The organism is Nostoc sp. NMS9 (genome assembly GCF_017114995.1).
GTDB lineage: Bacteria > Cyanobacteriota > Cyanobacteriia > Cyanobacteriales > Nostocaceae > Nostoc.
On record NZ_JABXKL010000005.1, the window covers coordinates 184478 to 196613 of the forward strand.

Here is a 12136-nt window from a genome sequence, read left to right on the forward strand (position 1 = left end):
TAGAGACGCGATTAATCGCGTCTGTACAGGAGTTAGGAGTTAGGAGTAGGGGTGTCAAGGTGATATGTAGCTTGAATTTTATATTTGTTTAAGCAAAATCTTCACTTGTTCTTTTAGAATTTTAAAAATTCCGAGTTCAAAGGTTCAACGTCGGAGTTTAAAGGCTCAACGTCGGAGTTTAAAGGCTCAACGTCGGAGTTTAAAGGCTCAACGTCGGAGTTTAAAGGCTCAACGTCGGAGTTTAAAGGCTCAACGTCGGAGTTTAAAGGCTCAACGTCGGAGTTTAAAGGCTCAACATCCGAGTTCAAAGGCTCAACATCCGAGTTCAGAAGCTCAACGTCTGAGTTTAAAGGTTCAACTTCCGAGTTCAGAAGCTCAACGTCTGAGTTCAAATACTCAACTTCCGAGTTCAGAAGCTCAACGTCCGAGTTCAAAAGCTCAACGTCCGAGTTCAAAGGTTCAACGTTCGAGTTCTGAGGGAGTTCTAACTATTTTCTGCACTATTCAAAATAGAACTTGGGAATGAGTTTACCATCTGTATCGGGGACAGAGATTCATTTAACAATAGCTATTAATCCAAAATGGTCAAAATGCGGGCATTATTGTCTGGGTATTACGGTAAAGGTAATGGTGGTGACGAAGCTTTGTTGGCAACGCTTTTGCAAATGTTACCACCTGATGTAACGCCTGTGGTGCTTTCTGGTAATCCAAAGGAAACGCGCGATCGCTACAATGTAGAAACCTACGATCGCATGGCTCCCTTAGCTGTACTGCAAGCTTTACGCTCTTGTGATGCTTTGATTTGGGGCGGCGGGAGTCTCATTCAGGATGTCACCAGTACTATCAGTCCATTTTATTATGGGGGGCTGATGGCATTAGCGCAGAAAATGGGTTTGAAAACCATTGCTTGGGCGCAGGGTATTGGCCCTTTGGTGCGTCCGCAAACTCGTTGGTTGGCACGGCAAACCTTTGCTAATTGTACCAAAATCAGTGTACGCGATCGCGCCAGTGCAGCTCTATTATCTGATTGGCAAATTTCTTGTATTATAGCTCCTGACCCGGTTTGGGCGTTGGAATCTAAACCAGTACCAGGACTTTGGGATTTACCTGCGCCGAGAGTTGCGGTAACGTTGCGATCGCATCCTCAACTTACAGAAACACGTATGGCAAACTTAACTCGCGCTTTGGTGGATTTTCAAAAAGCCACGCAAGCATTTATTTTATTACTGCCATTTCAAAAAAGTGAAGATTTAAGTATTGCCGAAGCCATTCAACCACACCTTAAAGATGTTAGCAAGATTTTGTGTCTAGAAGATCCGCAACTTTTAAAAGGTGTGTTTCGCGGCGTTGAAATGGCAATTGGGATGCGTTTGCACAGTTTAATTATGGCTGCATCTGTTGGTTGTCGCTGCTTTGCTCTCAGTTATGATCCCAAAGTAAATCGCCTCATGGAAGACTTGGAAATGCCTGGATGGGATTTAGCGAGTTTACCAGATGACCCCAATTTGATTGGTCTGACTTGGATGGAGCATTACGCCAATGGCGATCCTTTATCATCAGAGAAAATCCAATCTTTGGTGGATGGCGCTTTAATGCACTGCGAGTTGTTGAGTGAAGCTTTGAGTTAGGTTTTTATTTAGATATAAACAAAATAATGATATGACACAGGTATCCCAGCCAAAACGCACTCGCATTTTACCAGCATCAACCTTAGCACCTGAAGAAGTAAGCCATCGCCAGGAACAGCGTGATGCTCTTACTGTGCGGTGTCGTGGTGTTTTCGAGCGCTTACGTCCAACTTTGATCGAAATGCATTACAACTGGCATATTGCCATCGACCTTGAAACAGAACACTATCTCATTGACCCAACACTCTTGGGGATAATGCAAAAAATTCATGATGCTTATGGCAATACTAACGAAGTAAAACTTACTATATTCCGACTCAACGACATGGGAACCTGCGGCAGGTTATGATTGCAGGTTCGTTTGGGGATAATGGCGAGCTATTATTTGAAATTCAGCTTGTTGCTGCTAATGATGGCAAATTTTCTGTTGAAGCTTTACTCGATACTGGGTTTACAGATGGGTGGTTAGCTATCAATACTCAAGATTATGGTAAATCTGAATCGTGCCAATTCTGCCGCCAATCAACATCTGGGTGCAGTTCGAGTCAAAGTCAAGCTCACGAATGCCATTGATGAAGCACTTGTCAGCCGAGGAATGCTCAATCCAAATATGCTGCGGGTTTATGAAACTGAAGCATTAGTAGACACTGGGGCAGTACGTACTGTACTACCCATGTCTATTGTCCAGCAACTTGGTTTGAGAATTCGAGGACAGCAGATTGCTCAATACGCCAATGGTAGTGAAGAATCTATAGGAGTAACTGAACCCGTAATTATTGAATTGGCAGGACGAGAAACTACCGAAGCCACATTAGTTACACGTAATATAGTTCTCATTGGACAGACGGTTCTAGAAACGCTGGATTTACTGGTGGACTGTAGAAATCAACGACTTATCCCGAATCCTGAACATCCTAACTATTCGGTGATGAGAATATAGGCTAGTGACTCGTTTTGCCGCTGACAATCCCTGACCACTGTACTTTTTTCTCTTTTTCCCGACGATAAGAAAAGAAATGCTCTGGAGTTTGGAAAGTACAATAAGGTGCGATCGCAATTTGTTCTGCACTAATTCCCATATTTTCCAGTTGTAAGGTATTCACTCGCCGCACATCCAACCGTACCTTTCCGGGATTTGGATCTTCTAGTAAAGGTGAATTTGGTAATTCATGCAATGCCGTTACAATTTTTTCTTCGTCTTCATGTGCTATAATGCTAGCCCCGATTTCGGCAGCCACTTCGATAGAGACTTGGTAAACTTCACCAGCGATCGCTGGCCCCATTGCAATCCTCAAATCATCAAGTTTGCTGCCTTGAGATTGTAATCTAGCGATCGCTAGGGGCACAATTTTCTTGGCAGTTCCCCGCCAGCCTGCGTGTAGTGCTGCCACCCGTCCAGTTTGCACATCCCCAATTAGCACGGGTGTGCAGTCTGCGCTAGCGACCCAAACCGCTTGTAGAGGCTGTTCGCTCATTAAACCATCTGCCGATGCGAAATCCTCCTCAGCAGAGCTTAAGAAGCTTTCAACTTCTTGGGGGGTGAGAACAGTATTGCCATGAACCTGCTTTAAGCGATAGACTGATGCCTCTGGTTGCAATACTTCTGTGATAACTTGTGGCGATCGCGGCCAAAACTGCTGGGTAAAAAAGCCGTGATGCCAACGTTCCAGAATACTACAAGTTAGATAAGGCATTCCTTCCCAATTGCGCCAGTGCCAAGTGTGCATCTTCAACCAAACCTAAACAGAAATCACTCATCAGTCAATCAATGCTAACTTGAACAACGGAATTTGGGTTAACTGCTGTGGGATTTAATCTGCAAAACTTGGAAGCAGCCTTGCAAGCAGGGCGTAAGCATACATATTTACCATTTTCTCTTCACTTTTTTGAAAGCGTCTCCTCAACCAACCAAACCCTCTGGAACTTACTCAACCAAGGGGCTATTTCAGGAACAGTAGTAATCGCAACTCAGCAATCTGCTGGGCGGGGACAATGGGGCCGTCAGTGGATTTCTCCGGTTGGGGGATTATATGTTTCCGTAGCGATTTCTTTCGACCAGAAAATAGAGGCTACTGATAGCTACCAACTAACTTTCGCTACTGCTTGGGGAATTGCGTCGCAATTGCGCCAATGCGGTATAGATGTTGGGATAAAATGGCCCAATGATTTAGTTTTAAATGGTCGCAAACTAGGCGGCATTTTGACAGAAACCAAAGTAAACAAAGGACAAATCACCCAAGCAGTAATTGGTGTTGGTATTAACTGGACGAACCCAGTACCAGAAACTGGAATCAATCTGGAATCGTGGCAAGCTTTCCAAGATTGCAGACCAATTTCGTGTCTGGAAATGCTAACCTCTAGAGTCTTACTGGGAATAGAATCCGGTATGGAGTGCCTTTTTCAAGAAGGAGTAAATATACTCTTATCTGGTTATCTAGACTTGCTTACAAACATGGGCGATCGAGTCTACGTCAATAATCTTTCAGGTACAGTAGTTGGGGTGACTCCTCAAGGAAATTTACGAGTTGATTTAGAAACACATCATACAAAGGAATTAATTACACCGGAAATTTATATTGAACCCGGTACAATCAGTTTGGGGTACCATAAATCTTCCGTTTAAATTTGAGGTTTGTTCAAAATTTCGCTCTTTGGGCAAGACAAACCACTAGCATCATCTCTTTAGGCTAATTACACACAACTGAGAGAACAAATGACGCAGCGCAATAATTCTGCCCATCATCGTTTGCATTACTTATGGCAGCAAGGTCTAACAAAAAAACGTTTTGCCTCAACGCTACCAGCCCAGAGCCTCTGTTGGCTGAGTAGCGTTAGCCTCCTTAGCGGTGGCTTCGTGTTTGCCCAAACGGAAGCACAAATAGACAACATCGTTCCCACTGTTGAAAGTTCTCAACCAACAGCAGTTACAAATCCAGTTAAAGCCTCGACTTTTAAAAAACAGGCTGTTGCGCCGGAAGTCGCTCAAGCGCAACCGGAATTTTCCCAACGGCGAGCCAGACTCAGACAGAGACTAGGCAAGCCAGAGGTTGCTCAATCAAAAGAGCCAGTTAGGCAGTCTACACCCAAAATCGAAGCTGCCCAACCTGTTGTGATTATCAGACAGTCAAGGCCCAAAGTAGAAGCCTCCCAGGTTACTCCTGTAAGGGTGAGACAGGAAAAACCCAATACCCCTGCCCGCTATGCACCTGAAAAACTTCCAGTAGTTGCTCAACCATCAAATAACTCCAACAGCCCTGTCAGTGCAACGGCGGAGAAAACCAAGGATTATAATAATGCCTATATCGATCCTAATAGTTATGACAGTGGTGCAACAGGTACTTATCAAGCACCAAACTCTGTAATTGTTACAGAACGCTCCAGTGGTTGTCGAGCCATTTTGCCATCAGGGCAAAGTGTATTAGGCGGCGTTTGCGCCAAAATACCCCAGAGGAGTGTAGCTGATTCTAATGGTAAACCAGCACCTAATTGGCTCAGAAGAAGTCAAAACGCACAATTACCAGTAGTTCCGCCAGTGCGGCAAATTGCAACTACTGGCAACACCAGTAGATGGCGTGCTGCTCAAAGTGGTTCTAGCGGTGTCACCAAGAGCGCATTTCGGCCGAATCGGTTTATTCCGACTCCTGCTGAATTCAGCCCCACAAGAGTAAGTGCAACTCCCATTGCACCGAGTGGTGGGACTTTACCGCCACCAATGGCAGATGGCAACATTGCACCCCGCCCCAGCAACGTAGCTTACGACTTCTCACTGGCATCAGTATTGCCACAAATCCCCTACATGGGGAGAGTCGCCTATAGTGGTACGGGAATGATGTATCCACTATCTATTCCCGCTCCTATTACTTCTTTGTTTGGTTGGCGAGTTCATCCAATCACAGGTAATCAACGCTTCCATGCTGGTACAGACTTAGGTGCGCCTACGGGAACACCAGTTTTGGCGGCTGCTGCTGGTCAAGTGGAAACTGCTAACTGGATGGGTGGTTATGGTTTAACCGTTATCCTGAATCACAAATCTGCTGAACAAACTCTCTACGGTCACATGTCAGAAATCCTCGTTCAGCCCGGTCAGTGGGTACAACCTGGAACTGTCATCGGGCGAGTTGGTAGTACCGGGAACTCCACAGGCCCTCACTTGCACTTTGAAGTTCGCCACCTGACACAAGATGGGTGGGTTGCTACTGACCCAGGCGTGGAATTACAAAGTGCCCTCAGCCAGTTAGTGCGAGGCTTGCAAACCGCCCAGTTAAGCCAGCAACCAGGCAGCTAGAAGAAAGTTAGGAGTGAGGAATGAAGAGTTATGAATTTAAAACTCCTAACTCCTAACTCCTAACTTCTAACTTTTTTAGTTACAAATACCCGTGTTCTGCTAGGAATGCGGGTGTAATGCCATCTATACTATTGTCATCAGTGGCTGTGGTGTGTGGGTTGCCAGAATAAAGAAATTTTTCCACGTATTTGCCGAGAATATCCCCTTCTAGATTCACTAAACTCCCAGCAACCAAATAGCGAAGATTTGTCTCGCTGTATGTGAGGGGGATTACCGCTACTTTGAATTGGGAGAGTTCTGGCTCATAAGCGGCGACTGTGAGGCTGATGCCATTGACGGCAATGCTACCTTTGGGGACAATGTACCGTGCGATCGCTTCGGATGCAATAAAGGTCATTTCCCAAGAACTAGCCGTTTGTTCCGCCACTAGCAATCGACCGATGCCGTCTACATGACCCATCACAAAATGACCGCCAACTTTGCTGCCTACCCTAAGCGATGCTTCTAAATTGACATATCTCTGTTGGGTTTGCTCACCTCCCAACGTTGTGCGGCGTAGAGTTTCCGGTGAAGCCGTGGCAATAAACCCGTCTTTTAAAACTTGTTCCACTGTCAGGCAAACACCATCTACAGCAACACTGTCACCATAAGCCAAATCTTGCATAATTACTTCACCCGAATGGCTTACACAAGTAATTTGCCAAGAATCGCTCCCTAAGGGTTCCATCGTTCCTAATGCTTGGATTAATCCTGTAAACACGGCTTTTTTGTCAAACTAACTCTATTTATTGCCTAATTTTGGCTGAAATCAATTGGTAATTGTCACAGAAATCTCGAACATCCAAGTATATTTTCTGACTTTTTTTCGCATAGGAATATTAACACATTAGCATCCTTCACAGGGCATACTTGGGTAAGAAGGTTATTGTCTAAGAAGACCAATTTGACTTACTCTGGTTTTCACCACAAGTTCGGAGTTTAATAGAAGCAATTATAGAGAACGAATGCTTATGTTTATTCCTGTCACCAAACCGCCTAAAAACGGGTGCTATTTAATACACGGCATCCAAGGCTCTCAAAGCATTGTAGAGGCTTAGGCAATGATTGAAATGAAAGTCGCTGGCATAGCATTAGATGCCATAACCCGCAGCCCGATCGTCCTTTTGAAAGATTCTTCAGATCGGCGGGCTTTGCCAATTTACATTGGTCAGGAACAGGCTAGGGCAATTATGGGTGCGCTGGAGAATCAGAAGCCTCCCAGACCCTTAACCCACGACCTGATTGTGAATCTTCTAGAGACTTGGAACATGACTCTAGAAAAGGTCATTATTCATTCCCTGCAAAAGGATACATTTTATGCAGCTTTAATTGTCCAACAAGGCGAAGTCAAAAAAGAAATTGACGCGCGTCCTAGCGATGCGATCGCTATTGCCCTCCGTACAAATACTCCCATTTGGGTAATGGAAGAAGTCATTGCCGATGCTTCTATCCCTGTCGATCGTGATGCAGATGAAGCCGAACAGCAAGCCTTCCGTGAATTTATTTCTAATCTCCGTCCTGAAGATTTGATCAAGCGCTTCGGTAATGGCGACAGCTAGGAGAGTGCTGAGTTCTGAGTGCTGAGTGCTGTTAGCGGATAGCTAGGGTTGAGCCAGTGCTGAGAAAGAATAGAGAATCTAGAGAATAAAATAATTTCTTTATTCTTTCTCTGTTCATTCTTGTAGAGACACTATTAATCGTATTTCTACTCAGGACTCACTACTCAGGACTCAATTTATGAAATACCGACGCTTTGGAAAAACGAATCTGCGCCTCTCGGTTTTTTCCTTGGGAACGATGCGCTACCTGGCTGATTTTGAAAATGCTCACCAAACTATCGAACAAGCCTTAGCGCTAGGAATTAATCATCTAGAAACCGCCAGAGGTTACGGCAAAAGCGAGGAGTATCTTGGTAGGGCGCTAAAAGCTGGGTTGTCAGTACCCCGAACGAAGCTTTATGTCACTACCAAAATCTCAGCTACAGCAGATGCTGACACCATGCGTCGGTGCATCGACGAATCTCTAGAACGATTACAACTAGATTATTTAGATTGCTTAGGTGTTCATGGTTTGAATACTTGGCAACATTTGGAGTGGGTGCAAGCTAAAAATGGCTGTATGCAAGCAGTAGAGGAAGCAATTGCTGATGGCCGAGTACGACACGTTGGTTTTTCCACCCACGGGCCATTAGAGATAATTCAGGCTGCAATCGATACAGATTTATTTCAATTTATCAATCTGCATTATTACTATTTTTTTCAACGGCACGCACCAGCGATTCAACTAGCTGCCGAAAAGGATATGGGTATTTTCATTATTTCCCCTGCTGATAAGGGAGGACGCCTCTACACGCCACCTCAAACCTTAAAAAACCTGTGTTATCCGTATTCACCCTTAGAATTAAGCTATCGGTTTTTACTTGCTGATTACCGTATTACTACTTTGAGTATAGGGCCAGCTAACCCAGAGGAATTAAGAGAACCTTTGCAAGTTGCTGACCATGATGGAGAGTTAACATCAGCAGAAATTTCCGCTTTCCAACGGTTAGAAAATCACCAAAAACTTGCTTTGGAAACTGATAATTGTAGCCAGTGTTATGCTTGTTTGCCCTGTCCAGAAAATATCAATATTCCAGAGGTATTACGTTTACGTAATCTCGCCGTGGCATACGAGATGAAAGAATATGGTCAATATCGTTACGGAATGTTTGAAAATGCCGGTCACTGGTTCCCTGGAATGAAAGGCAACCGTTGTACAGAATGTGGTGACTGTTTGCCTCGGTGTCCAGAAAAGTTAGATATTCCAGCTTTGTTAAGAGATACTCACCAAAAATTAAGTGGGAAAGCAGGTCGGAGATTGTGGGGATAAAAATTTGAAGAAGAACTCAGAAGTCAGAATTCAGGAGTCAGAATCAAGACGCTCGCGGACTCGCTAACACTTCTCTACGAGACACCAAAGGCGAACGCTATCAATCGTGGATTCAGACCCGCGACTGATTGAAGACCACCAAATTTTCAATTTGGTAGGGTCTTAAACCCGGTTATTCATCCGCCAGTCATACAGAATTCATTCTGTTAGCGGTAGTGGGGCGTTTAGCCCATTCTGACTCCTGACTCCTGAATTCTGTTTGAGAAACAGGAGTCAGAATCCAGAATTCAGAATATCCGTTAACCTCAGTATGAGAGTTACCACTTAGTTGCACACCCGTCATTCTAGCTCCTGAGTTCTAAGTTATTTTTTGGTAAAATTATATAAAGATTACAAGAGTCAGGAAGATCCGCCCAAGCTGGGGTATCTCGCGCAAAGAAAGATGAAGATTAAAAAAAAAGAAATATCCTACGCCAATCACTGACGGTTTTCCGTTACAGTGGACGGGCTGTAAGCTTGGTATGGACTACTAGCCGATCACTTACTATTCTTTTAGCAAGTTTAACTTTAGTGGCTGGTCTTTTACCGGCGGCAATATCCTACATCAGTAAATTAATTGTTGATGCAGTAGTATTTGCCTCTCAAGTTAATTCACAAAACAATGGTTTTGTCAATATTTACCCGTCTCTATTTTATGTAGGATTAGAAGCGATCGCTGTAATTTTACTAGCAGGTAGTCAACGGGGCATCATCATTTGTCAGTCGTTATTGCGGGCGCTAATGGGTCAACGGGTAAATGTACTCATTTTAGAAAAGGCGCTGACACTCGATCTTAGGCAGTTTGAAGATTCAGAATTTTATGACAAATTGACCAATGCCCGACGAGAAGCATCAGTTCGTCCTCTTTCCCTAGTAAGCCGCACCTTTGGGTTGGTGCAAAATGCCCTTTCCCTAATCACCTATGGGATTTTGCTAGTAAATTTCTCAGTTTGGGCGGTAGTGGTATTGATTTTGGCAGCTATGCCTGTATTTATTGCGGAAACAAAATTTGCTGGGGAAGCCTTTCGCTTATTTAGTTGGCGTGCGGCAGAAACCCGTCAACAGCACTACTTAGAAAATTTACTAGCAAGAGAAGATTTTGTCACAGAAGTCAAACTCTATCAGTTGGGAGAAATGCTGCTAGGACGTTATCGCAGCCTGTTCGATCAACTATATGGCGAAGACCGTGATTTAACTCTGCGGCGAGGATTGTGGGGATATCTGCTGAGTTTAGTCAGTACTGGGGCTTTTTACCTAGCTTATGCTTGGATTGTGTTGGAAACAGTGTTAGGTAAGATTTCCTTGGGAGATATGACAATGTATCTCACCGTTTTTCGCCAAGGACAATCTACTTTCTCCAATGCCCTCACTTCTATTGGAGGGATGTATGAAGACAACCTATATTTATCAAATCTCTACGATTTTCTGGAAGAAGAAGTACCAAAATCTTGGGGTAAGGCAACCATTGGGTTAAATTCCCAAGATGGTATCCGTTTTGAGAATGTCTCATTTACTTATCCGGGAAGTTCCAAACCAGCATTGAGAAACATTTCGCTGCATCTGAAACCCAGAGAGAAACTGGCAATTGTCGGTGAAAACGGCTCCGGTAAGACTACCTTAATCAAACTACTTACTCGACTCTACACCCCTGACTCTGGGCGAATTTTCTTAGATGGCTTGGATTTGCAGGAATGGGATGTGGATGTATTGCGGCGTCGCATTGGTGTGATTTTTCAGAACTTTGTCCGCTACCAGTTCACTGTGGGAGAAAATATTGGCGTGGGCGATGTAGAACATCTCGAAAACAAAATACGGTGGAAAACTGCTGCTGAAAAAGGCATGGCCCAATCTTTTATTGACCAATTACCTCAAAGCTTTCAAACTCAACTTGGTCGTTGGTTTAAGGGAGGACAGGAACTTTCTGGGGGACAGTGGCAGAAAATTGCCCTGTCTCGTGCTTTTATGCGATCGCAAGCAGATATCTTGGTGTTAGATGAACCAACATCGGCAATAGATGCCCAAGCTGAGTTTGAGATTTTCAATCATTTTCGCGCTATTACTCAAAATCAGATGGTACTTTTGATTTCCCATCGCTTCTCGACGGTACGGATGGCTGACAAAATTCTAGTTATAGAAAACGGGGAAGTTATAGAACAAGGAACTCACGAAGAATTGTTACAGGTAGGAGGACGTTATGCCAAATTGTTTCTGTTACAAGCAGCTGGTTATCAATAGGAAAAGAAGCTAGCAGACTTTGTGAATTGAGATAGCGATCGCTCACTTTCTACAAAGCACATAACACTTCTATCTAACTACGTTAAACTGTTCGGTAAACATGAGTGAAATCTCTTTAGTGCCTAGACGCTCCGTATCGTTAAGAGGATGTCTGAGAAGTAAGAAAGCCCGCATAACGGTATCCTGTCAGTAGAAAAAATACTTAAGTATGACAGCGTTATGAGAGCGATGAATCCATCGTACCCAAGTAATCTGACTTTAGAACAGTGGGAAATACTATCAGGACTAATTCCTCAACCAAAAAGTGGTGGTCGAAAACGTAGTGTTGATATGCAGGCGATCGTTAACGCAATCCTATACATATTATGTGCGGGTTGTGCATGGCGAATGCTCCCAAACGATTTCCCCAAGTGGAAAACTGTGTACCATTATTTCCGCCAGTGGCGTCAGAACGGGACGTGGCAACAAATTCATGAGCGATTGCGTTTATGGGTGCGTGTAAGCCAAAATCGAGAACCATCTCCATCTGAAGCGATTATGGACAGTCAATCGGTTGAAACAGCAACAATGGTTTCTAAGGAAGTCGGCTATGACTCAGGTAAAAAAATTAAAGGGCGTAAGCGGCATATACTTATCGATACATTAGGCTTACTGATCGTTGTCGTCATTACAGCCGCCAACGTCAGTGAACAAGCAGGAGCAAAAAAGGTTCTATCAAAACTTCATCAAGTACGCTCGCGCATGGGTAGATTGATTCGGATTTGGGTTGATGGTGGCTATCGTGGTCAGGATTTTACGCATTGGGTAATGGATGTTTATCGCTGGCTCTGGAGCGTTGTTACACGCTCTGAAGAACAGAAGGGATTTGTTGTCCTGCCAAAGCGTTGGCTAGTTGAGAGAACTTTTGGTTGGTTCAATTGGTGTCGCAGACTCAGTAAAGACTATGAGATTTTACCTGAAACGACAGAGGCTTTTATTTATGTTGCCATGATTCGCTTAATGTTAAAACAGCTTGCCTAGTCAAAATCACCTCCTCAAAACT

General features: G+C 44.1%; 12 protein-coding genes. 9 read left to right on the forward strand and 3 right to left on the reverse strand.

What is annotated here, in order from left to right:
* Positions 1 to 113 precede the first annotated feature (113 nt).
* Positions 114 to 434, reverse strand: coding sequence for a hypothetical protein (locus HWQ40_RS02895; RefSeq protein WP_292774862.1), 321 nt, complete (start codon positions 432 to 434; stop codon positions 114 to 116).
* Between the two features lie 156 nt (positions 435 to 590).
* On the opposite strand from HWQ40_RS02895, the gene csaB reads away from it, so the two are divergent.
* From csaB to HWQ40_RS02910, 3 genes are all read left to right on the forward strand, one after another.
* Positions 591 to 1628, forward strand: coding sequence for a polysaccharide pyruvyl transferase CsaB (gene csaB, locus HWQ40_RS02900; RefSeq protein WP_292774863.1), 1038 nt, complete (start codon positions 591 to 593; stop codon positions 1626 to 1628).
* Between the two features lie 31 nt (positions 1629 to 1659).
* Positions 1660 to 1977 carry a hypothetical protein gene (locus tag HWQ40_RS02905; RefSeq protein ID WP_292774865.1) on the forward strand — a complete coding sequence of 106 codons (318 nt, stop codon included), beginning with the start codon at positions 1660 to 1662 and terminating at the stop codon, positions 1975 to 1977.
* A gap of 138 nt (positions 1978 to 2115) precedes the next feature.
* Positions 2116 to 2568 carry a retroviral-like aspartic protease family protein gene (locus tag HWQ40_RS02910; RefSeq protein WP_292774866.1) on the forward strand — a complete coding sequence of 151 codons (453 nt, stop codon included), beginning with the start codon at positions 2116 to 2118 and terminating at the stop codon, positions 2566 to 2568.
* Between the two features lies 1 nt (position 2569).
* Here the strand turns inward: HWQ40_RS02910 and pgeF are convergent, their stop codons facing one another.
* Positions 2570 to 3355: a peptidoglycan editing factor PgeF gene (gene pgeF / locus HWQ40_RS02915; RefSeq protein WP_292774867.1), complete on the reverse strand. Its 786-nt coding sequence runs from the start codon at positions 3353 to 3355 to the stop codon at positions 2570 to 2572.
* A 77-nt stretch (positions 3356 to 3432) separates the two neighbouring features.
* Between pgeF and HWQ40_RS02920 the strand changes: the two genes are divergently transcribed.
* Both HWQ40_RS02920 and HWQ40_RS02925 read left to right on the forward strand, forming a co-directional pair.
* Positions 3433 to 4251: a biotin--[acetyl-CoA-carboxylase] ligase gene (locus HWQ40_RS02920; protein WP_292774868.1), complete on the forward strand. Its 819-nt coding sequence runs from the start codon at positions 3433 to 3435 to the stop codon at positions 4249 to 4251.
* Between the two features lie 90 nt (positions 4252 to 4341).
* Positions 4342 to 5913, forward strand: a complete 1572-nt coding sequence (locus tag HWQ40_RS02925; RefSeq protein ID WP_292774870.1) for a M23 family metallopeptidase — start codon at positions 4342 to 4344, stop codon at positions 5911 to 5913.
* A 79-nt stretch (positions 5914 to 5992) separates the two neighbouring features.
* Here HWQ40_RS02925 and HWQ40_RS02930 read toward each other — a convergent pair whose 3' ends face one another.
* On the reverse strand, positions 5993 to 6673 hold the full coding sequence (locus tag HWQ40_RS02930; RefSeq protein WP_292774871.1) for a riboflavin synthase: 681 nt from the start codon (positions 6671 to 6673) through the stop codon (positions 5993 to 5995).
* Positions 6674 to 7013: 340 nt separating this feature from the next.
* Between HWQ40_RS02930 and HWQ40_RS02935 the strand changes: the two genes are divergently transcribed.
* From HWQ40_RS02935 to HWQ40_RS02950, 4 genes are all read left to right on the forward strand, one after another.
* Positions 7014 to 7511: a bifunctional nuclease family protein gene (locus tag HWQ40_RS02935; RefSeq protein WP_012406891.1), complete on the forward strand. Its 498-nt coding sequence runs from the start codon at positions 7014 to 7016 to the stop codon at positions 7509 to 7511.
* A 178-nt stretch (positions 7512 to 7689) separates the two neighbouring features.
* The gene (locus HWQ40_RS02940) at positions 7690 to 8820 is read left to right on the forward strand and encodes an aldo/keto reductase (protein ID WP_292774872.1); all 1131 of its coding nucleotides are present in this window, start codon (positions 7690 to 7692) and stop codon (positions 8818 to 8820) included.
* A gap of 465 nt (positions 8821 to 9285) precedes the next feature.
* Positions 9286 to 11094: an ABC transporter ATP-binding protein gene (locus HWQ40_RS02945; protein WP_292774940.1), complete on the forward strand. Its 1809-nt coding sequence runs from the start codon at positions 9286 to 9288 to the stop codon at positions 11092 to 11094.
* Positions 11095 to 11322: 228 nt separating this feature from the next.
* Positions 11323 to 12114, forward strand: coding sequence for an IS5 family transposase (locus HWQ40_RS02950; protein ID WP_292774873.1), 792 nt, complete (start codon positions 11323 to 11325; stop codon positions 12112 to 12114).
* Positions 12115 to 12136: the final 22 nt, after the last annotated feature.